Origin of the sequence: Neptuniibacter sp. (assembly GCF_024231755.1) — a bacterium.
GTDB lineage: Bacteria > Pseudomonadota > Gammaproteobacteria > Pseudomonadales > Balneatricaceae > Neptuniibacter.
This window is the reverse complement of sequence record NZ_JAAEQH010000109.1, coordinates 18,377-42,185: the sequence shown is the minus strand read 5'-3', so window position 1 is coordinate 42,185 and position 23,809 is coordinate 18,377. Positions and strand designations below refer to the sequence as shown.

The window sequence follows — 23,809 nt, the reverse complement described above, 5'->3', positions numbered from 1 at the left end:
TAACTCTGTATCCGGTACTTACGGCTACTTCAAGAAGAAAGGCCTGTGTAAAGGTGACTTCAAAAACAATGTTAACGAACAGCCAGGTTCTGCATCTGTAGTACAGTCTGTTTCTACTTCTCTGAACGCTATCGGTTACTCCGGTATCGGTTACAAGACTGCTTCCGTACGTGCACTGCCTCTGACTAAGAAAGAAGGTTCTGCATTCGTTGAAGCAACTCCACAGAACGCTCTGAACGGCAAGTACCCACTGGCTCGTTCTCTGTACGTTTACGTGAACAAGAAGCCAGGTCAGCCTCTAGCTCCTCTAGAGAAAGAATTCCTGAAGATGGTTATGTCTAAAGTAGGTCAGGAAGTAGTTGTTAAAGATGGCTACATCCCACTACCTGCTGCAGTAGTTAAGAAGCAGATGGCTGCTCTGGGCATGTAATACATCCCAAGCCTAACTTGCTTGACCCGAATAAGGGGGCCAGAAATGGCCCCCTTATTTCGTTTATTACACCTTCTGTAACATTGGTGTAACAAACTTTTAATATTGTACGCGCCGTAATTTTAGTTAACCTCAGGACCCATGTGCCATGAGTACAGAAAACTCAGCAACGACCGAACTGGACTTTGACACTCCAGCGGCCAAGCGACACAGAAACATACGCGCTTTTAAGGATAAGTTTGCGGCTGTAGGTATCGCTTTTGGTGGCATCAGCGTAATTGTCGCAATTCTGTTGATCTTCTTTTACCTTCTTTATGAAGTGGCTCCCCTGTTTGAGTCTGCCGAAATCGAACCATGGCAGGAAAACGAAAAACAGGTCGCTCCTTATCAGATTCCCGGTGAAGGGAAAACGCTTTACCTGACCATGGAAGAGCAGACTGAGATCGGTTTGCGTGTCACTGACGCAGGTCAGATGGTGTTCTTTAACACGCGCAACGGCGAAGTCCTGAAACAGGAAAATGCTGACATCCCTGCCGACGCTTCAGTAACCAGCTTTGCCATTGCATCTGAGTACAGCGGCATCTTTGCACTGGGTTACAGCAACGGTCAGGCGCAGGTCTTTAAGCACAAGTACAAGTCGACCTATCCAAACGGCGTTCGTGTAATCACTCCACAAATTGAATACCCTCTGGGCGCAGAGCTAATTCAGGTGAGTGAAGGACCAGTTGAAGTTCTGGCACTGAACGGCGAAGAGGAAGAGTGGACACTGATTGGTGGTCAGCAGTCAAAACTGACTGCCACTGATGTTAGCTTGACTGAAAATATTATTACCGAAGAGGTTGAAGCAGACACCAGCTCATACGCTCTTCCAGATATGAACATCCCAGCTCAGAAATTACTTCTGATGCCAGATCGTCGCTGGATGATGATCTCCGGTGAAGGCAGCAAACTGGGTATCGTTGATATGAAAGCAGCGGGCGGCCCTAAGGTTACTCAGCTAGTTGACGCTACACAGGGCAAAATCACATCCTTCGAACTGCTACTGGGCGGCAACTCACTGCTTATCTCTGACGATAAAGGCCTTACCTCACAGTGGTTCCTGGTACGTAATCAGGACAATGAGTGGCTGATGACCAAGATCCGCTCTTTCCAGACCGGAAATTCTGCAATCAGCAGCATCGCTATTGAACATCGCCGTAAAGGTTTTGTGACTATCTCCGAAACCGGCAATCTGGCGGTCTACAGCACTACAGCTGAACGTAACTCTCTGAGTGCAGCAGTTGCTAAAGGCAATGTAGACACAATCGCTATGGCACCCCGTTCTAATGCCCTACTGGTTGAACAGAACGGTGAACTGGCGCTATGGAAGATCCACAACGAGCATCCGGAAATTTCATGGAGCGCTCTGTGGGAGAAAGTTTGGTACGAAGGCTATCAGGAGCCAGAATTCACCTGGCAGTCCTCTGCTTCAACCAACGATTTTGAACCTAAATACAGCCTGATGCCTCTGGCATTCGGTACCCTGAAAGCTGCTTTTTACGCGATGCTGCTGGGTACGCCACTGGCAATTTGTGGTGCGATCTACACTGCTTACTTCATGGTTCCGGCGATGCGCCGTAAGGTAAAACCTTTCATCGAGTTGATGGAAGCACTACCTACAGTAATTCTGGGCTTCCTGGCAGGTCTTTGGCTTGCACCTTTTATGGAAGTCAATCTGGCAGGTATTTTTGTCACCATACTGGTGCTTCCGGCTGCCATTATCGGCTTTGCTTTCGCATGGGCGAATGCACCGAAGTCTATTCGCTTTCTGATTCCTGAAGGTTGGGATGCAGCCCTGCTGGTACCGGTTGTTATTGTCGCAACTATGTTCAGCTTCTGGATCGCACCGGGTATCGAGCAGATGCTGTTCGGTACAGAGATGCGCTACTGGGTAAGCAACGAGCTGGGCATTCCGTACGATCAGCGTAACGCGCTGGTAGTAGGTATCGCGATGGGCTTTGCGGTTATCCCAACTATCTTCTCTATCACAGAGGATGCGATCTTCGCAGTACCAAAACACCTGTCCTACGGTTCTTTGGCACTGGGTGCTACACCATGGCAGACACTGGTTCGCGTTGTTATGCCAACAGCGAGCCCAGGTATTTTCTCTGCGGTAATGATCGGTATGGGTCGTGCGGTAGGTGAAACCATGATCGTACTGATGGCAACAGGTAACACACCAATTATGGATGTGAACATCTTCGAGGGTATGCGTACTCTGGCAGCCAACATCGCTGTAGAGATGCCTGAATCCGAAGTGGGTAGTACTCACTACCGAATCCTGTTCCTGGCTGCCTTTGTACTCTTCCTGTTTACGTTCTTCGTAAACACGCTGGCCGAGTTGGTAAGACAACGCCTGCGTAAGAAGTATGGCTCCCTGTAATAGTGCGTATTGAGGATTAATTTGATGAGACAGTCTTTTACTGAATGGACTAAATCCGGCGCACCTTGGGTATGGTTGAATGCCGGTGCCGTCGCGATCTGTATGATCATGGTTGTGGGTCTGTTGAGCCTGATCGCCGTACGCGGTCTGGGCCACTTCTGGCCTGCTGATATAGTGCAAACTAACTACACTGAGAACTCCAACACCATCCGTATGATTGGTGAGCGAGTTCAAACCGTAGAAGTACCTGCTGATCAGCTACGCGATAGTGGTGTTAAAGTACCTGAGGGTACTGAAACGATGGATCGTTTGCTGATGAAGATCGGTAACCGTGACCACGGTGGTACTGACTTTATCTGGGTTCTGGATGCCTTTACTTCTGAGTCATCTAAACCTGAAATGCTGTTTGCGGCGGAACGTCGTGAATGGGGTAACTTCTACGGTTACCTGCGCAGCATTAAAGAATCGGGTAAAGAAGTTGGTGCGCATACTGGTTACGACAAATCAGCAGAGTACCTAACGCTGTGGGATGAATTCCAGAAGCGTATTGAACGTGCTGAGATGATCCATGATCAGATCAAGGATATCGAAAAAGGCAAAATCGGTTCGATCAACTACGAGCTGGAACGTCTGCGCCTTAAAGAACGCTCACTACAGCTGAAAGAAGTTAATGATACTGCTAAATATGCTGCTATCGACGCCCGCCGTGCTGAACTGAACGCTGAGTATGAAGGCCTGCAGGGTGAACTGCTAGACCTTTACAATGCCGTTAACCGTGACAGCATCACAGCTGAGATCGCCAACGGTAAAATCGTTGAGTTCAAAGTTGCTCACGTTGTTCGCGCATTCCTGCCAAACGATATGGGTCTGGGCGGCAAACTCGGCCACTACTTTGCTAAAGTTTGGGAATTCCTCAGCGATGACCCACGTGAAGCAAATACCGAAGGCGGTATCTTCCCAGCGATCTACGGTACGGTTCTGATGGTAATCATCATGTCAGTACTGGTAACACCATTCGGTGTTGTTGCAGCCGTTTACCTGCGCGAATACGCAAAACAGGGTTTTGTAACCCGTGTAATCCGTATCGCGGTAAACAACCTGGCTGGTGTACCATCCATCGTATACGGTGTATTCGGTCTTGGTTTCTTCGTTTACTTCCTGGGTGGTCACATAGATGACGCATTCTTCCCAGAAGCAAAGCCAGCACCGACATTTGGTACACCAGGTCTGATGTGGGCATCGATCACTCTGGCACTGCTGACAGTACCCGTTGTAATTGTTGCAACAGAGGAAGGTCTGACCCGAATCCCACGTGCGATTCGTGAAGGCTCTCTGGCACTGGGTGCGACCAAGTTTGAAACCCTGATCAAGATTGTAATCCCGATGGCCAGCCCGGCTATCATGACCGGTGTGATCCTGGCGATCGCGCGTGCTGCAGGTGAAGTAGCACCGCTGATGCTGGTAGGTGTAGTAAAACTGGCGCCAAGTCTGCCACTGGACGGTAACTATCCGTTCCTACATCTGGATCAGAAATTTATGCACTTGGGCTTCCACATCTACGATGTAGGTTTCCAAAGCCCTAACGTTGAAGCGGCTCGTCCGCTGGTTTACGCAACAGCGTTCCTGCTGGTGGCGGTAATTGCGATGCTGAACTTGTCAGCTATCCAGATCCGTAACCACCTGCGTGAGAAATACAAAGCGCTTGAGATGTAATCGAAACCAACGGACAACGAACAGAATTTTTAAAGGTTGCTAAAATGACTAGCGAAGCTAAAACACACGCAATTGATATTTCTTCTATGCAGCGCGACAGCCGCATCCTGAACCTTGAGGAAGAGACACTGGCCCTTAAGGTTAACAACCTGAAACTGAGCTACGGCGACAACGAAGCCCTGCACGGTATCGACATGCGCATTCCTAAGAATCGCGTAACAGCTTTCATCGGCCCATCCGGTTGTGGTAAATCCACACTGCTGCGTTGCTTCAACCGTATGAACGATCTGGTTGATGACTGCCATATCACAGGTGAGATCCTGCTGGATGATAACAACATCTACGAGCGTAGCGTTGATATCGCTGAGCTGCGTCGTCGTGTAGGTATGGTATTCCAGAAGCCAAACCCATTCCCTAAATCGATCTATGAAAACGTTGCTTACGGTCTGCGCATTCAAGGCGTAACCAAGAAGCGCGTAATTGATGAAACGGTAGAGTGGGCACTTAAATCCGCAGCACTGTGGGATGAAGTGAAAGATCGTCTGCACGAAAGTGCACTAGGCATGTCCGGTGGTCAGCAACAGCGTCTGGTAATCGCACGTACTATCGCTGTTAAACCAGAAGTACTGCTGTTGGACGAACCGGCTTCCGCTCTGGACCCGATCTCCACACTGAAGATTGAAGAGCTGATCCACGAGCTGAAAAAAGACTTCACAATCGTGATCGTAACTCACAACATGCAGCAGGCAGCACGTGTCTCTGACTACACTGCATTCATGTACATGGGTGATCTGATCGAGTTTGGCGTAACAGATACTCTGTTCACCAACCCAGATAAGAAACAGACTGAAGACTACATCACTGGCCGTTACGGTTAATTGGGGAAGGATTAAACATGGAAATTAATACTGGAAATTACTCCACGCATATCTCTGGTCAGTTTAACGAAGAACTGGAACAGATCCGTACCCAGCTACTCACTATGGGCGGTATTGTAGAACGTCAGGTACACGATTGTATCGATGCGCTGCTGAATGGTGATGCAGAACTGGCTGAGCAGTCCCGTAAAGTGGACAAGCAGACTAATGAAATGGAAGTTCTGATCGACGAAGAGTGCACCATGATCATCGCTCGTCGTCAGCCTGCTGCCAGCGACCTGCGTCTAATCATCGCTGTATCCAAAGCGACAACTAACCTGGAACGTATGGGTGATGAAGCAAGCCGTATCTGCCGCCACGCAATTGAGCTGGTAGAAGAAGGTGAATCACCACGCGGTTATCAGGAAGTACGTCACATCGGTAATCTGGTACGTGAAATGGTTAAGGATGTACTGACTGCCTTTGCCCGTAACGATACTGAGCTGGCTTACCGCGTAGCGAAAATGGATAAGTCTGTTGACCAGGAATACCGCTCTGCAATGCGCTCTCTGGCAACCTTCATGATGGAAGATCCGCGCTCTATCTCCAGCGTAATGAACGTAATCTGGGTACTACGTAGCCTGGAACGTATTGGCGATCATGCACGCGCGATGGCCGCTCACCTAATCTATCTGGTAAGCGGAACTGACGTACGTCACAGTAGCCTAAAGCAGATAAAACAAGCGGCTCGCCCGGAGGATACAGAGTAAAATCTGAATCTGTTCTGAATAAAAAGCGGCCTTTCTGGGCCGCTTTTTTTTGCCTTTTCGGCTAAAGGTTTTCCCTAATTTGGTCGATAAGTTTAAAACCACTTCACTGAGCTAAGTCTGACTGATACTGAAAACCTTATGCTTCAATACACTGTCTACGCCGATCTAAACTGTCCTTTCTGCTATGCCCTGCATGAGCAGCTACACCAGTTTGGTCTTCTCGAGCAGTTAGAGTGGCGTTTGGTAGAACATGCTCCAGATATAGAGGTTTACAACAAAACCGCCGAGAGTCAGGCAGAGCTTGCCAGTGAAGTGTTTGTTGTTCGTAGTCGAGCACCACAAGTAGAACTGGCATTACCGAAAAAGCGCAGTGACAGTCGCTTCGCCAGCCTCTGCGTGATCCAAGCCGCTGAGATTGATAGCAGAAAAGCCATAGAACTCCGCCGCCTCCTCTACAGAGCGCTATGGGTAGATGGGCGTGATATTGCTGATGTTTCCGTTATTTATGAATGCCTGATCGAAGCTGGATTGCCTGCTGAAGTAAATATTGAGGAGCCACAAGAGAATCTCCTTAGTAACTGGCAACAAAGCTGGGAAGAAGGTGACTACAATCTACGTATTCCCGTGCTGAGTTGCGATGATGGCCGTACCACCCTAGGTTTGCCAAGCCCAGAGGATCTAATAGCCTTTTTTAAAGGTGAAGAGATCTCCTCACAGGATCAGGTTAAACCGGGATGCCCACGTAGTGAGCAACAAACCATCGCAATCTACTGTGATCACAGCCTAGAGAAAATCTGGCCGGTTATCGCAGTGCTCCGAAACGAATACAACATTCTCCTGCCTTCCAGCCTGCAGGAGTTGAAAACACTACTACACGATGATCCACCCGATCTGCTGCTCCTGAGTACTGAGCAGCAGTGGCAAGATATGTTCGCTCTATGTCGGGAATGCGGCGAGAACCAAGATGAACTGCCTCTACCTGTTGCCTTTATCAGCCGAGACACTGACGAACAACTAGAACTGGAAGCCTATAATGCAGGCGCATCTGATTTTCTGATTCTGAACCGTTCCCCTGCAATTTTGCAGGCACGAATTCAGATTTTGATGCAGCTTAAACACTCTCAGGATCAACTGGCCCGCTCCGCACGAGTTGATGGTCTGACTCAGGTAAACAACCGCCGTGAATTTGAACGCAGTATCGAAACAGAGTGGCGCCGGGCACAACGCTCCAAGCGTAATCTAATCCTGATAATGATCGATATCGATCACTTCAAAACATTTAACGACTTTTACGGACATTTAGCCGGTGACGGCTGCCTGCGTACCGTAGCACAGACCATTAAGAAAACGGTTCAACGTGCTCAGGATATGGTTTGCCGTTACGGCGGAGAAGAGTTTGCGGTGATCTTGCCAGATACCGACATCGATGGCGCAATCACGCTTGCTGAACGTATCCGCCAGGCTGTAGCTGACCTGGGAATTAAGCATGAAAAATCAGAGACTGCTGAGATAATCACAGTAAGCGCTGGTTTAGCTTCCATAAAACCAGCGCAAGGTGGTACACCACATGAACTGATCCAGCTCGCCGATAAAGGGCTCTATGCGGCTAAAGCTGGCGGCCGTAATCAGGTAGCGCTTATATCCCCGGCATCGGAATAAACCCCGGTAAAGTTTTTATCTGTTCAATCCATTTAAGAATCTCAGGGTAATCATCCAGACTAATGCCCCCTTCACGCGCCAGAGCCACATAAGGCATCACAGCACAATCCGCGATTGTTGCTTGTTCTGCTGCTAACCATTGGTTCTGCGATAGATGAGATTCCAACAACCCCAGAATACGATCTGAAATGACTAGTGTTCTCGCTTTATCCAACTCAAAACCAAACTTATCCACAAGGCGTGCACTAGCGGGACCGTTCTGGATCTCATTAGCTGCCGTAGATAACCACTGTTGTACCAATGCCTGCTCTGCAGCATCCTGAGGGTACCAGTCATCATTCGCATATTGCCTAGCCAGATAAACCAGAATAGCCTGCGAGTCCCTTAACACCACCTCTCCATCTTCCAGTACAGGCAGTTCACCCCATGGATTTAAGTCGATAACTGGCGCTTGTTTATGCTTTCCCGCCATAAAATCGACCGGTACCAAATCCAGCTGAATACCCGCTAAAGCAGCGAATAGGCGGACCTTATAGCAGTTTCCGGATAACTCTAGATCATACAGTTTCATCATCTTATTCCTTACTTACTTGCAAATAGATCAAGTGCCTCAGCTTCACTGAATCTGGGCGTGATATGTTGTGAGCAATTCCAATCAAATGCTTCCAGCCGCAGAACAACATAGGATTCAGCTGATGCATTAGAATATACAGACAGCCTCTCAGGTAGCTCTTGTGGCAAAAACATCGTCGCTTCAGCTAAGATTTTTAGACGTCTTTTATGGGCATAATCCATCAAAAATAGAGCTACTCGGTTGTTACTGCTTAAATTACCCAGACTCTGGAACTGTCCATTACCTGAGTAATTGGCAAAGCAGAGCAGACTTTCATTTACGACGGTCAAAAACCCTGGCTCACCACCGCGATGCTGGATGTAAGGCCAGCCTTCTGTGGATACTGTTGCCATATAAAAGCTATCCCGTTGGGCAATAAATTGTGTTTCCCTTTCCCCCAAACGATCAAAATCAGGCATTCGCTTACGAACAGTTTGCGAACGCTCATAACTACCAAACTGTTGTTGTGTAGCTTGTACATCCGCCGTAAATGTCAGATCACTAAAACGGTGCCCCATTAGCAGCCTCACCCTTAAATTAAATACCCGCCCATCTTCACCGAAAACACTATTCGCAATAAATAGACCCAACACCATTTTAATAATGCATTTTCTGCATTAATCTGTAGATATGAATAAGCTCAAAGCGATGTCCATTTTTGTAAAAATTGTCGAGTGTGGAAGTTTAACCGGCGCTGCCGACAAGCTATTTATGTCGCAATCATCTGTTGTGCGGGCTTTAGCGAGCCTTGAAAAGGAGCTGGATACACAACTACTTTACCGCACAACCAGACGGCTGAAATTGACTGAAGAGGGAGAGGAATACTTTAAGCGCTGCCGTCATATTCTGTTAGACATAGAAGATGCAGAAAATGCACTTAATCAACGCCAGACCTCACCAAAAGGGATCATCCGGATAACAGCGCCGATTACCTTCGGCCGCTTGCATTTAGCACCTGTCATCAATGAGTTTCTTGCAGAATATCCAGAAATGGAGGTTGAGCTACTACTACTCGACCGAGTGGTAGATCTTATCGAAGAGGGGATGGATATCGCCCTGCGTATTGGTCCGCTACCCGATTCAACGTTGATGGCTAAACAAGTTGGGGAAGTAAGTTACAAAGTTTGCGGAAGCCCGGATCTGATCGATAGCGAGGGAAAGCCCTCCCACCCAACAGAACTTAATAAGTTCAGCTGTATTCACCTTACAGCTCTGGCATCTCATGCTAAATGGCCTTTTTATGATAAAGGCACCCTACATAAAATCAGTGTTAATGGGCGATATAAAACCAATCATGTGGAAACGGCATTAGATGCCTGTAAACAGGGACTAGGCTATGGTCAGTTTCTCAGCTACCAGGTTGCCTCTTTTATCGAAAAAGGGGAACTGCTCCCGGTTTTGCAAAAGTTCGAGACCAATCCCCTCCCCGTTAATCTTGTGTATCCACATAGCCGTCAACTTTCTTCCCGTAGCAGGGTATTTATTGATTGGGCGATACCCCGCCTAAAAAGACGCTTAAGCGGGATGGGAAGTTAGTTGTTCCAGTACTGGGCTAGAGGTGGGAACCTTTCAATCAATCCCTCTCTACCCAACTCTTCCATTAGGGCCATATTCCGTTCTGGGATCTCATCTGGATTTTTGTAATGGGTCAGAACACGTGCCATCTGCCCTTCACGGATAATATGAATGGTTGGAAAAGGGGCACGGTTGGTCCAGTTGCTAATGTCATCTTCAGCTACACCCCCAAAGCAATATTGCGGATGGAAGCTGGCTAACTGGAAGACACCCTCTAACCCCGCCTGCTCCAATACTGATTGGCAAAGATCCAGCAGATCAAGGAACTGTTCAAAATCTGCCGCCATATGCGTGAACGTGACAAGAGACGTAGAAAGCTCCTCTTCCTCGGCTCGCTGTATCCGTTCAAGTTCAATTAGGAAATCCCGAACGGCCATTTCAAAATCAGTGGCATCAGATACGGCATAGCGGATTGTTTCATTACGCACTTCAGGTGCAGCAAAGGGACATAGATTCAGACCAACCACCATTTTTTCAACCCATTGTTGGATCAAATCAGCGGCCTGTTCTGCAGGGAAAGCAAAGAGTTGTTTAGTCATCGCCGCATGGTAACACAGGCGGTGTAAGGGGGCAGGTTTAAACCTGTCCCCAGAATTGAACAATTCTGCTAAGATAGCGCCACGTTTTTAATGACCTTTGTTAAAGGCGTTTATTAAGGACATAAACACAGTGCCTACCACCGCTTTAACTCGGCAAAGCTTTGATACCCGTTGGACTACATTACGTCGTTCCTACCATCAGGTAGCACCGGCTGAGTGGTATTCATGGCTTACCGATAGTGGCTCCCTAACACAACGGCTGGTCAAACTTAGCCGGGGGGACTTTCGGGTCGAAGTGGTCCGACAAGGCTGGATGCGTCCAACCCGCTCCGAAGCCAAGGCGCTTAACATGCGCAGCCGTCAATATGCATTGGTTCGCGAAGTTCAGCTAATCGGCACAGGAAAACCCTGGGTTTATGCACGGTCTATCATCCCTGCTCAAACCCTCACCGGCCGTCAGCGCCAGCTGAGAATGTTAGGTAATCGTTCTTTAGGCTCTCTACTTTTTACAGACCCCAGTATGCGCCGGGGGCCACTGCAGATTAGCTGTCTGCGTCTGCAAGACCAACGTAAAGTTTGGGCACGGCGCTCTGTATTTTACCTATCAGACAAACCTCTTCTGGTCTGTGAGGTTTTCCTGCCAGAGCTACAACAGGTAAACTAAGCGTCACATCACAACAGCTAACATTAGTCTGAAAATTTATGCCTGCTAATACTCAAACACCACAGATGCCCTGGACCGAAAAGCTGCGTTACTTCGGGCAATTGATGCGTGTTGAAAAGCCAATAGGTACTTACCTGCTACTCTGGCCTGCATTCTGGGCATTGTGGGTAGCCGCTGAAGGCATTCCAGCTTATGACATTCTGTTTATCTTTGCTGCAGGAGTATTCCTGACCCGATCTGCAGGTTGTGTTATCAATGATTTCGCTGATCGTAAGATTGATGGTCATGTAAAACGCACAGCCCAACGACCTATCCCTGCAGGAAAAGTAACAGCTAAAGAAGCTCTGGTGCTGTTTACCATATTGATGCTTATTGCCTTTGTGTTGGTCCTGTTTACGAATATTCAAACCATCATGCTTTCTGCTGGTGGTCTGCTACTTGCAGCCTGCTATCCGTTTATGAAGCGGTACACCCACCTACCTCAGGTGGTACTAGGGGCTGCATTTGCCTGGTCAGTGCCAATGGCCTTCACCGCAGTAACAGAAACAGTACCCACTCTGGCCTGGCTGATCTATATCGCCACCCTTCTATGGACTGTTGCTTACGACACCATGTATGCCATGGTGGATCGGGATGATGATTTAAAAATTGGCGTAAAATCTACCGCCATCCTTTTTGGTGATGCTGATAAATTGATTATCGGGATTCTGCAGATAACCACCCTTCTCACTTTAATCATGCTTGGTGCTCAGTTATCTCTGGGCATTGCCTATTATCTGGGCCTTGTAGCAGCTGGCGCCCTGTTTCTGTATCAGCAGTATCTGATCAAGGATCGTGATCGGGACGCCTGCTTTAAAGCTTTTCTTAACAATCACTATGCGGGCATGGCGATCTTTATCGGGCTTGGCTGCCATTACCTTTTGCAGCAATACCTATAAAAACAGGTCGTTTTTCGGTCATTTACTTGCGAAAACGCTTTGCTTGTCATATTTGTGTAACACAATTGTCTTCTAATATCCGCGTCGATAAATTGAGTAGAAAAGGGCAATAACACAATGTCTGCGTCAAAACGCGTACTTATCGTTGATGATGAAGCTCCAATCCGTGAGATGATCGCTGTCGCGCTAGAAATGGCAGGATACGAATGCATGGAAGCGGATAATGCTAACAAAGCACACGCGCTGATCGTTGATGATAAGCCAGATATGGTTCTGCTGGACTGGATGATGCCAGGTGCCAGCGGTATAGAATTTGCCCGCCGCTTACGCAAAGAAGAAGCAACCGCTGATATCCCTATTATCATGCTTACAGCTAAGGGAGATGAGGATAACAAGATCAAAGGTCTTGAAGCCGGTGTTGATGATTACATCACCAAACCGTTCTCACCGCGTGAATTGGTTGCCCGCCTTAAGACGGTCCTTCGTCGAACTACACCAAAAGGCATCGAAGAGCCGGTAACTGTCGACGGACTTACTCTTGATCCGATCTCTCACCGAGTTACTGCTGATGACGCCCCGATAGAACTGGGTCCGACTGAGTTCCGCCTGCTACAATTCTTCATGACTCATCAGGATCGCGCCTATTCCCGTGGCCAACTTCTGGATATGGTATGGGGCGGCAACGTTTACGTTGAAGAACGTACAGTGGATGTTCATATCCGTCGTTTACGAAAAGCGCTTGGCGAACGCCACGATTATCTGGTACAAACAGTGCGCGGAACAGGATATCGCTTCTCCTCTAATGTTGCCTGAAGTGTAAAAGGCAAACTTCTGTAAAGGAAAAACCATGCAAAGAAATCGCCACTCAATCTTGACCAGCCTACTGCTGGTGAGTGGTATAGCCTTTGCCATCGGTTTAATACTTGGTATTCCCGGCTGGTTCACAGCCATAGCCCTTTTTGTTTGGGGACTGTTTCAAGTTAAACAGTTCAATCGCCTTAATGACTGGCTACAAGCAAAAGAGGAACTTGCTGAACCACCTGAAAGCTCTGGTCACTGGGGAGAGCTATTCGACGAACTTTCCCGTATGAAACGCCGCCAGGATTCCCGCGAGAATCTGTTGCGCAATGTTATCTCCCGTTTTCAAGACTCCACGGCAGCCCTGCCAGATGCGATCATTATTATTGATGGTCAGCATAACCTGGAGTGGTGGAATAATGCTGCAAACCGCTTACTAGGTCTGAGTGACCGTTCCGATCGCGGCAAACCAATCATGAACCTGCTGCGAGACCCCCGTTTCATCCGTTACTACAAACGGGGCCAATATACTGATCCCATTAATCTGCCCTCACCTGCGCGCTCTGAAATTCAGATTCAATATCAGATCACTCCGTTCGGTGATGGTGACCGTCTGCTAGTTGCCCGTGATGTGACTAGGATAATGCGTCTGGAGCAGACCCGTCAGGACTTTGTTGCTAATGCCTCTCACGAGCTGAGAACGCCCCTGACTGTGATTCGCGGCTATCTTGAAACCTTCCTCGACCAGGAACTTCCTCGCCCTCTGGTGCGAGGGCTTACCTCTATGCAACAGCAAGCACGTCGCATGGAGAATCTGGTTTCAGACTTGCTGCTACTCTCACGACTGGAAGCCAGCCACCATATTTCTGATGAACAGCCTATCCAGATTCACAGCATGATCCAGCATATTATGGAAGGCGCTGAGCAACTGGCAAAAGAGAAAGGCCACCAATTCAAGCTGGAGCTGGATCTGGAACATGATCTCTCTGGTCAGGAAATTGAGCTACACAGCGCGTTTTCAAATTTGGTATATAACGCTGTTCGTTACACACCGAGTGATGGCAATATCCGTATCAAATGGTGGGTCGATAACAGCGGCGCTCATTTCTCTGTGAAGGATAACGGACCTGGCATTGAATCGATCCATCTTCCACGCCTAACCGAACGTTTCTATCGTATTGATGAAAGCCGTTCATCCGCCAGTGGTGGAACGGGCCTTGGGCTCGCTATCGTAAAACACGTACTGGCCCGTCATGGTGGTCAGTTGACGATCAAGAGTAAGGTCGGTAAGGGCAGTACTTTTGCCTGCCACTTCCCCAAAGAGATGATTCTTAAAGCGGAACAGCCGGAAGAAGGCGAGTCAGAAGCTCTGTCACATATGCCGGTAGAGAGCGACGAGAATAATCAGCAGCCCACTGCATAAGCCCTACCTTCCAACATGATCCAATTAGGTAGCCGGATTCCTGCTTCCGCAGGAATCACTTAGGATAGGTTTACTTCAATCTTTTCTGGTCCAGATCAATCTCCGTTGAAGCATGAGCTTCAACCCAGTAGATAGTCGCCCCCACTACCGCAGCAGGCATAATGATCAAATTCACCAATGGGATCATCATTCCCACCTGAATCAAACCACCAAACCCTATGGATGTTAGACGATCGGTTTTAAGCATCATTTTCATGTTCTTAAAGCTGACCTTGTTGTTATCCATTGGGTAGTCACAGTACTGAATCGCCATCATCCAGGCACCAAACAACAGCCACAACAGTGGCGAAATCACGTTGATAACAGGAATAAAAGAGATCACCAGAAGAACAAGTAGACGGGGCAAGTAATACGCCAGTTTTGATAGCTCTCGACCGATTGCTCGCGGTATCAACGCGACAACCGCTTTCCAGCCTTCATCCTGGATCACATCGCCACGCAAGCGTTTCTCAACTTTCTCAGAGAGAAAACCGTTAAAAGGTGCAGCAATCAGGTTAGCTATGATTGAAAAACCATAATAAACAAACACTGCCACCAGCAGCGCCATCATCGGCCATAAAATATAGTGTAGCCATTGCAACCACTCCCAATCCGGAAGAAAGGTCGTAATCAACGTATCAACCCAACCACCAAAGTTACTGAACAGCAGCCAGATTGCAGAGATAAACAGAACAATATTGGTCAGTAACGGGACCAATACAAAGGGACGGATCTGAGGATCGGGCAACATCTGCAAACCACGCAGCAGATAACCCGCTCCCCTTACAGGGTTTCCTTTCATAAATACCTTAATAGAGCACGAATAGGGCTATTCGAATCACAACAGCCACAATCATCATCGATAAACCGGCACGGTTTACATTAAATTCGCGCCGGGTCATTTCCATAGTTGGCTTCCAGAACTCAACCAGTGATTTATAGTCCTTGGTACGACCAGCATACATCGCTAGTGACACCAGAAATACCAGTAAACCACCCCAAAATAAAAACTGTTCTAACATTGCCAGATACATTACATTCGCCTTTACTTATTGCGGAACCAGTTCTTATCTATATGGTCCCTTGAATAGAAAACAAGCCTAACAAAAAACAGAGTTTTCGGCTGCACTGCCTTAGTAAAAGCCAGTGTATCCAGTGGAGTAGTAGTAAATGAAAGCGATACAAATCAGTCAGTTCGGTTCCAACGAAGCGCTAACATATACCGAACTGCCCGAACCGGAACTGAATCCAGGCCAGGTTCTGATCAAGAATAAAGCAGCCGGGGTAAACCCTATCGACTGGAAAACCTGCTCTGGCGGTGGTGCAGCCCCATTTATTGGCGACCTACCCTTTGTCCCAGGCTGGGAGTTTGCTGGCACTGTAGCCAAAGTTGCAGATGATGTGGCTGATTTTAAAGAGGGTGACGAAGTATTCGGCTTTATCAATTTTCCGGAACGCGCAGGATGTTTTGCCGAATATGTTGCGGTTCCTGCGGATCAGATCAGCTTACGTCCGCACGATTTGCCCGTAGAAGCCGCTGGCGGATTAGGATTAGCCGGTCTGACCGCGTGGCAGGCACTGTTTGATAAGGGCCAGTTACAAGCATCACAGAAGGTGGTTATTCTGGCAGCAGCGGGCGGTGTTGGTCATTTGGCTGTTCAATTGGCTAAATGGATGGGTGCACGTGTCGTTGCAACCGCTTCATCAGAAAATCATGAGTTTCTTCGTGAGCTCGGGGCAGATCAGGTTATCGATTACAGAACTGAAAACATTACCGACCATGTTGATAATGTTGACTTGGTTATTGATGGCGTTGGCGGCGAGGTAGGCATCGATGCCCTCCGCTGTGTAAAACCGGGCGGAACGCTGGTGACCTTACCTTCAGTGACTAAAGACGAGGTCATCGCGGCAGGTAAGCAGATGAAGGTTAACGTTGAACCTATCCGTGTTGAACCAAATGCGGAACAGCTTGATCGTTTGGCAGGTCTAGCAGCAGACCGTAAACTGCAGTTGCAGCTTGCCCAGACATTCCCACTGGAGAATATTGGTGAAGCGTTTGATGCTAGCAGAACTGGGAAGGTTAAGGGTAAGTTGGTGCTAACTATCTGAGCATTGTGGGGACAGACTTAAGTCTGTCCCTTATCACGATTTATACACAAGCTTCCGCAAGCAGATTATCCACCTGATCCAACAACTGGTTTTCCGTCCACGGTTTAGTGACATAGGCACTCACACCCGCTTCATTAGCCTCCTCACGGTGCTTATCCGTAGAGCGTGATGTAATCATCATGATTGGAATATGGGCTGTCTCGTCACGGTTACGTACCACGTTAGAAAGCTCTACCCCACCCATTCGCGGCATCTCCATATCGGTGAGAATAAGATCAGGTTGTTTCTTACGGATCTGATTCAATGCATCCAGGCCATCAATCGCCGTGGTCACCTCATATCCGGTATCCTGCAGTAGGCTCGCTAGAGACTTACGCGCACTCAATGAGTCATCAACCACCAGCAAACGCGGTAACTCAAATAGTTCTTCTGGGGCGGGCAGGAAGCTGTGATCCACCAGAGCAGAACGCTGGTAACGGATACGGGCAGGCAGATCCACAATGGGCGCTGCCTCACCGTTGGCCAGAATGGTCAGGCCGGGAATACCAGGCAAGTCTGGGATATAGTCACCCGTTTGCTTGAATGCAAGCTCACGGTGAGCAATAACCTCTTTCACCAATACCGCCACCCTTTCACCCTGTGCCATATTCACGATCAATACTGGATATACGGCTCCCGCTTCCTGATAGTCAAAAGCCCTCTCGGCTAATAGACTTTCCAACATATAGGCAGGATAAGTCTCACCATCGTGACTGAAGGTCAGCTGATCATTTTGCTCCTCTAAGCGACCATCCAGCGAGATCAAGCTCTGCTCAATACCGTGACCGGCGAGTGCAAAGATTTGACGGCCACAACGTACAAGTAGAGTGCGCACCATCAACGAACTTGAAGGCATGGAAAGCTGGAAGCTGGTGCCCTTACGCGTCTCGGAACGGATATCCAGTGTGCCCTGCAGACGTAAGATCTGCTGATACACCACATCCATACCAATACCACGACCGGACAGCTGATTGACTTCACTACGCGTGGAGAAGCCAGGTATCAGAATCAAGCGCTGAACCTCATCTTCACTCAGTTCCAGACCCGGCTCGATCAACTTTTTCTCTTCCGCAACCGCTTGAACGCGCTGAGTGTTAATGCCGTCACCATCATCTTCACAGGTTACCCGGATCTGATCACTCAGCGTTGAAAAGCTCAGTTTAATAGTACCTTGCTCGGGCTTACCCCTTTGTTGGCGCAGTGCCATCGACTCCAAACCATGATCTACCGCATTACGGATTATGTGCAACAGCGGATCTGCTAGCTGGTTAAGGATTTGGCTGTCTACCTGGGTCTCTTCACCCTCGATGACCAACTCTGCTTGTTTGCCTGTTGCACGGCACGCCTGACGTAAGATCCTCTGCAGTCGGGTGGTGATACTCTTCACCGGTACTAGACGAGTACTGAGTACGTTTTCCAGTGTTTCTTTCTGTAGACCCGATTGCGCAATATGCAGAGTGTTGAGGCTCTGTATATGCCCCTCCATCTCCTGCTGAACTTCACGTACATCGGCCACTGCCTCCTGTACACGAGAGATGGTGGTATGCAATTCGTTGTAGCGATCCATCTCCAGTGGATCAAACTCATCGGAGTTTTCATCCAGTTTGGGCTGCAAGGTCATCTGCTCACTAAACTGTTGCTCCATCTCAAACAGAGTACGTTGCAGAATACGGTGACGATCACGATTTGTACGGGTAAAGCTACGCAGTTGACCGATCTCTTCATCCAGCTGAGTGTTCAGCGTACTGGACTCACCCACCAAGCGGAAAAGGTTGTCTAGCACAGGGCGCGGGACACGGAAAACCGGATTTTCCGGTTTGGCAGTCGTGACCTCTGGTAACTCAGCCTGAGCATCTTCAACACCTGAAACTTGCACGGAGGTTTCAGATTCCGCCTCATCCTGCTCTAACGCCGCAGCACCTTCGGTTTTCAGCCGATAATCCCAATCCATAATCTGTTGCAGGACTGGCAGAGCATTATCCGGCGATGGGGTGCCATCGGTAACACTATCACTCATTGCCGCCAAGCAGTCGGATGCCACCTGGAGATCTCTGCTCAAACCAGCAGAAGGTAGCAGACTATGGTCCGCCAAGAAGTCGAGTAGATCCTCCAGGTTATGAGCCAGGTTGGCTAACCCTCGTATACCCGCCATATTTGCCAAACCTTTCAGGGTATGCACGGCACGTTGCGAGCCACGCAATCCATTCTGATCACCCTGTTCTAGCAGGCGTTGCAGATTGTCCTGAAACTCATCCGCAAGCTGAGGTAGCTCGGTATGCAACATATCCAGCAGTTGCGGATCTACCTCTTCCGATTCACCCAGCTCTACGTCTTCTGGCTTAGCCTGGAGTTGCTCAATATCTTCGCTAGCCTGCAAAGACGCAAGGGCGAGTAAGCCCATGATGAATGAGGCTTCTTCCGTATTTGGAGTAGAAGGCAGTTGCGCATCAATAAACTGATCCAGCAGTGCCTGTTGGCGCTCATAGATACTGATATCAACAAAGTACTCCTGCATGGCAGCAAAGCAGGACTGGACCGAGAGAATAATTTCTTCACTCAGTGGTAACTGGTTCCCATGCAGATAACGGAAATTATGCAGCAAACCTTCACTGAGCACCTTTGCACCGAGTAGATGCAGGGTTCCAAGGGCCCGAATCACAGAGGCAAGAGTTTCTTGGGTTACTTCGAGGTCGATTTGGAGATCAGAACCTTGCTGCTGCCATTGCTCCTGCAGTGCAGCGATGCTCTGGGAGAGCATTGCCACAACATCCGGGGCAACTTCCGGGCCTTCCTGCTCCAGCAGTGAAAAGTCGATTTCACAAAATGCAGGAGGCTTTGGAAGCGCCTCACTCAGTGCAGACCCGCTCTCATTCGCAGCAGTTGGTTCATCACCACTTAAACGCTGCAGATCCTGCAATAGAATCTCTTCAAGGAAACTCAGATCCTCATCAGGTACAGGATCAGGCCACTGGCTATCCGCCATCTTTAGGAACAGGTTAGCAAGGGAATTAGTTTCCTCATCACCTGACAAAAGGATCAATAGCTCTGTATTCAACTCCAATAAAAGGGGATGCAGTGTTTCATCTTCAACCTGACCGATTAGCTCTGCGTACAATGCCAACAGATCAGAAACTCCGCTGAAATCCTCTTCAGAGCAGCGATCTACCAACTCATAGAGTTCTTCGCTAACGGTATCCAGTTGCTCAAGCTGATCAGGTAAGTCTGCCAATACAACTTTGATTTCGGCGCAAGGGGTGGGAGCATGAAAATCATCTTCGTTTTCTTCAGCCTTAGAGCATTCTTCCACTGACGGAAGCTGCAGATCAGTCGGCTCTTCTGCCTGACATAATGCGGCGCAATCCGCACTTAGCAATTCAAGCAGGAACTCACTGTCCTCTTCAGGTAGAGGTTCAGGCCAATTGCTATTCTGCAAGCAGGTGATTAACTCCGTACTTACCTGCTTAGGGGAAGCACTAAAGATCTGTTCAAGCAGGTAATCCACCCGCTCCAGCACAGGTTTCACCTGAGTCTGCTGTACCTCATCCAGCTGCTCCAGCTGCTCCGCATATAGGGCGAGGAAGTCAGAGATACCTGACAGATCTGCCTCACTGAATTGATCAACCTGCTGATAAAGCTCACCAACAAGTTCAGTAACCGGCGTTCCCACTTTATGACAAAGGCGCTGCTTTGCAATCAGCCACTCAATTGCCATCTTCGGATCAAACATCGTGTTTATCCTACTCAGACTCAGGATGCCGCCAGCTTAAAGACGCTGACCGAACGCTGCAGTTCATCTGCGGCATTTACCAACTCATCTGACAGTTGTGCCTGTTGCTTCATCTCTGAGTTGGTCGCCTGGGTTGTTTCATCGATACTACTTGCACGTACTCGCAGTTCTTCCGCAACTTTCGCCTGTTTAACCGAGCTTTGTGCGATACGAACAACCGACTCTACAAGGGTCTGTGTTGTCGAACGCGTCTCACCCATACGCTCACCCGCCTCTTCGGCTAGTCGCGTACCTTCTACTACATCGGTGATTACGTTGTTGATTACGTTGATGGTATCCGCAGTCTCGAGCTGAATATTGTTTACCAGAGATTCGATTTCAGAGGTCGCTTCACGGGAGTTCTCCGCCAGACGCTGTACCTCATCTACTACCACCATCAGACCACGGCCTGCTTCACCGGCTGAGGCCGCGTGCATACTCGCATTCAGTGAAAGTACGTGGGTACGCTCCGAGATGTTGTTGATCAGGTTTACGATACCACCGATCTCCTGAGAACGTTCGCCCAGACGCTTAATACGTTTTTCCGCTTCGTGGATGGTCTGGCGGATTTTGTTAATACTGTCGATAGTCTGAGATACCGAATCCATCGCTGTCTCAGATGTTTTCATTGCCTTTTGCGAAGCCGTGTTGGAAAGAGCTGCCAGTTTTGAGATCAATTCCATTGTACGGATCGCCGAGTCCAGACCTTCAAGTGTTTGACTGATCTCTTCCTGCTCTCGTTCTGCGTGGCTAAGTACCATTGCAGACTGTGATTTTACCTGCACTGACGCACTGTTTACCCGGTGTGATACATCATTTACCTCACGCAGTACCACCTCGATCGATTCAACCAACTGGTTAATAGAATCGGAGATCGCACCCGTTACGTCTTCTGCGACCGGTACACGAACAGTCAGGTCTTTCTGGGATATCTGGAATACGTTTTGGATCAGGGAGATGATCGAACCGTTCAAGCGTTTGTTCTCGGCATCCTTTTCCTGCAAAGCCTGTTCTTTCTCCTCCAGCATTGTGTCCAAGACATTGGAAAGCTGCCCCAATTCATCCTGACTATCCAGTTCACTTCGTGCTTCAACATCCCCTTCACGTACTTTGGTGATTGTGCCCTGAATTTGGTTCAGCGGGTCAAGTACTCCGTATTTTACGATGGAGAGAGCGACCGCAAGTGCGGCAGTCATCAAACCCATTGAGATGAAGAAGAAAGTGACCATCTCGCGGACATCGACGTCTCGTGCTTGGGTATCCAGCTCCTTGTATACACCCGCAAGCGCCTGAAGTTCTTCAAGCTTTGGTTCAATTGCAGTCACAATATCCGGAAGCTTGGAAAAAGCCATAGTGCTTTCCTGAAAAGCACTGGAGAAGGTATCCCTGTAGTCCGCCAAAAGCTCAGCCAATTCCGCTACCAACGCTTTATCCTGTTCACTACGTAGCAAAGTTTTCAGCTGAACAACGTTATTATCAATCTGCTGAATATGCTGATTGAACGCTGCCAAGTGCTGTAGATCTGAGGTTAGTTGGTAGCTTTTCTCGCGATACTGGGCTTTGGCAATGTTGTTATCTGTATCACCCACCAGACGTACAAACTCATGCAAGCTTTGCGAACGCTGCTGCGCCTGTTCCTCAAGTACAATGGTCTGGTAGTACGAGGTTCCCATGAAAATCAGACCTGCACAGAGCAGCAACAAGGCGATCGCAAATTTGATCGGTATCCGGACGTTTCTAAACTCCCAAAACGACTGCATTACTCTACTCCTACTTTAAAATTCTGTTTTCAATGACATGAAAAAGCGGCGGTGATCTAATTCCAACCACTGTTGATTACGAGACTGGTACACCTTATCAACGGCATGCTTTAAGCTGGTTGGCAGTGCTTCCTGTTCACTCTTTTCTGGATCTGCTAAAACTGGGTCAGTCAGACTTTGCGGCGGCTGCGAAAGTAAAATGCCTGCTGCTTGCGGGTGTTCATCTATCAGCAACAACCACTCTTTTTTCTCTTCGGTATCCCGGTCAAGCTGAAAATAGATGCTTAAATCAAATACCGGAATTGTCTCACCCCGGTGATTAACGAACCCACTGAACCATTCCGGAGTGGAAGGCATTCGACAGATTGAAGGCGACTTAACAACTTCAGCACGGGCCTGCTCCAGCATAAGCAAAGCGTACATGCCTACTTTGAAGCCATGCCGAATCTGATGGAAGGTAGTGCTTACTTCAGATGCTATACCGGTCAGTTGTGAGTCCATAATTTTTTCTCAGAGGTTTGACCTCAAGTCAGGCTGTTGATCTGCGCCATTAGATCATCCTGGGTAAAAGGTTTACCCACTACTGCAACCGCACCCTGTAGTTGTGCCCAGACCTTATCTGCTTCTTCGTTCTTACTCGACACTATCACCACCGGAATATCTTTGGTTTCTGCATCACTTGTAATCTGACGGCAGGCAGAAAAACCATCCATCTCAGGCATAACAATATCCATAAAGATTAGATCCGGTTTTTCCGCTTTCGCCTTTTCCAATCCCTGTTTACCGTTACCGGCAACAATCACCTGAGCACCTGTATCTGACAGTACCGTACAAATATGTTGCTGCTGTACCGGATCATCCTCAACTACTAAAATCTTCTTCACCTAAAACTCCGCTCATAATTCAGGCTTTCTGAAATTCATCTACCCAGTTTGATACCCGGTTGATTACCTTCTGAAACTCTTCATGCTCTATCGGCTTGGTCAGATAAGTGGAACAACCAGACATGATCCCCTTTACCTCATCCATAGGCGAGGTTTTGGAGGTCAACATAATAATGGGGGTTTTCTTTAATTCCGGACGTTTACGCATCTCGGTACAGGTTTCGAACCCATCAATACCCGGCATGACCACATCCAGAAAGATAAAATCGTATCTCTGTTGCGCTACCTGCTGCAGCGCTTCTTCACCGGTACCCGCAAAATGCACGATCACAGGGACAGTCAACTGTAACAACTCATTGTTAAGCGCCTGCTGCATGACTTCGTTATCATCCACGACCAGAATCTGGTAACTACTGCGTGCATGCTCAGGCTGAGCCGTAACTTCAACGTCTTGGTATTTGGCGAAGCGGTTATCCTCATCCGGCTCGACCGCTTCATCCTCTTCGTTCTTGTTTGTCATGCCATCCAGAGCACGCAAAACGCGGGAGGAAACTAACGGATAACCAAGATGGGCATAGCGTTTGTTTTCTGGTTTACCACGTCCAACCAGAATAATGCGGGAATGATAACTTTCCGGTAATTCAGCCAATTCTTGATGGGCCGATAGATCAAAACCGAAAACTAACAATAGATCTGGCAGCTCACTGCAATCCAGATCAACAAGTGAATAGCGATTTTGTTTTGAAAGCTTGAAGATTTTTTCCAGCTTTACTTGCTGATCTTCAGGAAAACCAACTGAGCCTATCTGCAT

General features: G+C 48.4%; 22 protein-coding genes. 12 read left to right on the top strand and 10 right to left on the bottom strand.

Annotation, left to right across the window (positions count from 1 at the left end; all coding sequences use genetic code 11):
- The 6 genes from GY843_RS05795 to GY843_RS05770 all read left to right on the top strand — a co-directional run.
- On the top strand, positions 1–430 hold a 430-nt coding region (locus GY843_RS05795; RefSeq protein WP_367183804.1), incomplete at its 5' end, for a PstS family phosphate ABC transporter substrate-binding protein.
- Between the two features lie 148 nt (positions 431–578).
- The gene (locus GY843_RS05790; protein WP_297307451.1) at positions 579–2,852 is read left to right on the top strand and encodes an ABC transporter permease subunit; all 2,274 of its coding nucleotides are present in this window, start codon (positions 579–581) and stop codon (positions 2,850–2,852) included.
- A 24-nt stretch (positions 2,853–2,876) separates the two neighbouring features.
- Complete coding sequence (gene pstA / locus GY843_RS05785) at positions 2,877–4,565, top strand: phosphate ABC transporter permease PstA (RefSeq protein ID WP_297307449.1); 1,689 nt, start codon at positions 2,877–2,879, stop codon at positions 4,563–4,565.
- 44 nt (positions 4,566–4,609) lie between these two features.
- Complete coding sequence (gene pstB, locus GY843_RS05780) at positions 4,610–5,443, top strand: phosphate ABC transporter ATP-binding protein PstB (protein ID WP_297307447.1); 834 nt, start codon at positions 4,610–4,612, stop codon at positions 5,441–5,443.
- A gap of 17 nt (positions 5,444–5,460) precedes the next feature.
- Positions 5,461–6,192, top strand: a complete 732-nt coding sequence (gene phoU, locus GY843_RS05775; protein ID WP_297307445.1) for a phosphate signaling complex protein PhoU — start codon at positions 5,461–5,463, stop codon at positions 6,190–6,192.
- A 138-nt stretch (positions 6,193–6,330) separates the two neighbouring features.
- A complete protein-coding gene (locus GY843_RS05770) occupies positions 6,331–7,851 on the top strand; it encodes a diguanylate cyclase (protein ID WP_297307443.1) in 1,521 nt (506 codons plus the stop codon).
- Here the strand turns inward: GY843_RS05770 and GY843_RS05765 are convergent.
- Both GY843_RS05765 and GY843_RS05760 read right to left on the bottom strand, forming a co-directional pair.
- Complete coding sequence (locus GY843_RS05765) at positions 7,829–8,425, bottom strand: glutathione S-transferase family protein (RefSeq protein ID WP_297307441.1); 597 nt, start codon at positions 8,423–8,425, stop codon at positions 7,829–7,831. The genes GY843_RS05770 and GY843_RS05765 overlap by 23 nt on opposite strands.
- An 8-nt stretch (positions 8,426–8,433) precedes the next feature.
- A complete protein-coding gene (locus GY843_RS05760) occupies positions 8,434–8,982 on the bottom strand; it encodes a pyridoxamine 5'-phosphate oxidase family protein (RefSeq protein WP_297307439.1) in 549 nt (182 codons plus the stop codon).
- Between the two features lie 112 nt (positions 8,983–9,094).
- Between GY843_RS05760 and GY843_RS05755 the strand changes: the two genes are divergently transcribed.
- Positions 9,095–10,000: a LysR family transcriptional regulator gene (locus GY843_RS05755; RefSeq protein WP_297307437.1), complete on the top strand. Its 906-nt coding sequence runs from the start codon at positions 9,095–9,097 to the stop codon at positions 9,998–10,000.
- On the opposite strand, the gene GY843_RS05750 is transcribed toward GY843_RS05755, so the two are convergent.
- Positions 9,997–10,578, bottom strand: a complete 582-nt coding sequence (locus GY843_RS05750) for a DUF1415 domain-containing protein (protein ID WP_297307435.1) — start codon at positions 10,576–10,578, stop codon at positions 9,997–9,999. The two genes, GY843_RS05755 and GY843_RS05750, sit on opposite strands and share 4 nt — an antisense overlap.
- 130 nt (positions 10,579–10,708) lie before the next feature.
- On the opposite strand from GY843_RS05750, the gene GY843_RS05745 reads away from it, so the two are divergent.
- The 4 genes from GY843_RS05745 to phoR all read left to right on the top strand — a co-directional run bounded on the left by GY843_RS05745 (position 10,709) and on the right by phoR (position 14,401).
- Positions 10,709–11,242: a chorismate lyase gene (locus GY843_RS05745; protein WP_297307433.1), complete on the top strand. Its 534-nt coding sequence runs from the start codon at positions 10,709–10,711 to the stop codon at positions 11,240–11,242.
- Positions 11,243–11,280: 38 nt separating this feature from the next.
- Positions 11,281–12,180 carry a 4-hydroxybenzoate octaprenyltransferase gene (gene ubiA, locus GY843_RS05740; RefSeq protein ID WP_297307431.1) on the top strand — a complete coding sequence of 300 codons (900 nt, stop codon included), beginning with the start codon at positions 11,281–11,283 and terminating at the stop codon, positions 12,178–12,180.
- A gap of 117 nt (positions 12,181–12,297) precedes the next feature.
- Positions 12,298–12,993 carry a phosphate regulon transcriptional regulator PhoB gene (gene phoB, locus GY843_RS05735; protein ID WP_297307429.1) on the top strand — a complete coding sequence of 232 codons (696 nt, stop codon included), beginning with the start codon at positions 12,298–12,300 and terminating at the stop codon, positions 12,991–12,993.
- 34 nt (positions 12,994–13,027) lie between these two features.
- A complete protein-coding gene (phoR, locus tag GY843_RS05730; RefSeq protein WP_297307427.1) occupies positions 13,028–14,401 on the top strand; it encodes a phosphate regulon sensor histidine kinase PhoR in 1,374 nt (457 codons plus the stop codon).
- 70 nt (positions 14,402–14,471) lie between these two features.
- Here phoR and cysZ read toward each other — a convergent pair whose 3' ends face one another.
- Together cysZ and GY843_RS05720 are read right to left on the bottom strand one after the other, a co-directional pair.
- Entirely contained in the window at positions 14,472–15,242 is a 771-nt protein-coding gene (cysZ, locus tag GY843_RS05725; protein WP_297307425.1) for a sulfate transporter CysZ, read from the bottom strand.
- Between the two features lie 7 nt (positions 15,243–15,249).
- Positions 15,250–15,474 carry a hypothetical protein gene (locus GY843_RS05720; RefSeq protein WP_297307422.1) on the bottom strand — a complete coding sequence of 75 codons (225 nt, stop codon included), beginning with the start codon at positions 15,472–15,474 and terminating at the stop codon, positions 15,250–15,252.
- Between the two features lie 136 nt (positions 15,475–15,610).
- On the opposite strand from GY843_RS05720, the gene GY843_RS05715 reads away from it, so the two are divergent.
- Positions 15,611–16,549 carry an NADP-dependent oxidoreductase gene (locus GY843_RS05715; RefSeq protein WP_297307420.1) on the top strand — a complete coding sequence of 313 codons (939 nt, stop codon included), beginning with the start codon at positions 15,611–15,613 and terminating at the stop codon, positions 16,547–16,549.
- Positions 16,550–16,589: 40 nt separating this feature from the next.
- Here GY843_RS05715 and GY843_RS05710 read toward each other — a convergent pair whose 3' ends face one another.
- The 5 genes from GY843_RS05710 to GY843_RS05690 are packed head-to-tail and all read right to left on the bottom strand — an operon-like array spanning position 16,590 to position 23,809.
- Entirely contained in the window at positions 16,590–20,315 is a 3,726-nt protein-coding gene (locus tag GY843_RS05710; protein WP_297307418.1) for a response regulator, read from the bottom strand.
- A gap of 20 nt (positions 20,316–20,335) precedes the next feature.
- Positions 20,336–22,114: a methyl-accepting chemotaxis protein gene (locus GY843_RS05705; protein WP_297307416.1), complete on the bottom strand. Its 1,779-nt coding sequence runs from the start codon at positions 22,112–22,114 to the stop codon at positions 20,336–20,338.
- Between the two features lie 15 nt (positions 22,115–22,129).
- Positions 22,130–22,615: a chemotaxis protein CheW gene (locus GY843_RS05700; protein ID WP_297307413.1), complete on the bottom strand. Its 486-nt coding sequence runs from the start codon at positions 22,613–22,615 to the stop codon at positions 22,130–22,132.
- A 23-nt stretch (positions 22,616–22,638) separates the two neighbouring features.
- Positions 22,639–22,998 carry a response regulator gene (locus GY843_RS05695; RefSeq protein ID WP_297307411.1) on the bottom strand — a complete coding sequence of 120 codons (360 nt, stop codon included), beginning with the start codon at positions 22,996–22,998 and terminating at the stop codon, positions 22,639–22,641.
- 19 nt (positions 22,999–23,017) lie between these two features.
- Positions 23,018–23,809: a response regulator gene (locus tag GY843_RS05690; RefSeq protein WP_297307409.1), complete on the bottom strand. Its 792-nt coding sequence runs from the start codon at positions 23,807–23,809 to the stop codon at positions 23,018–23,020.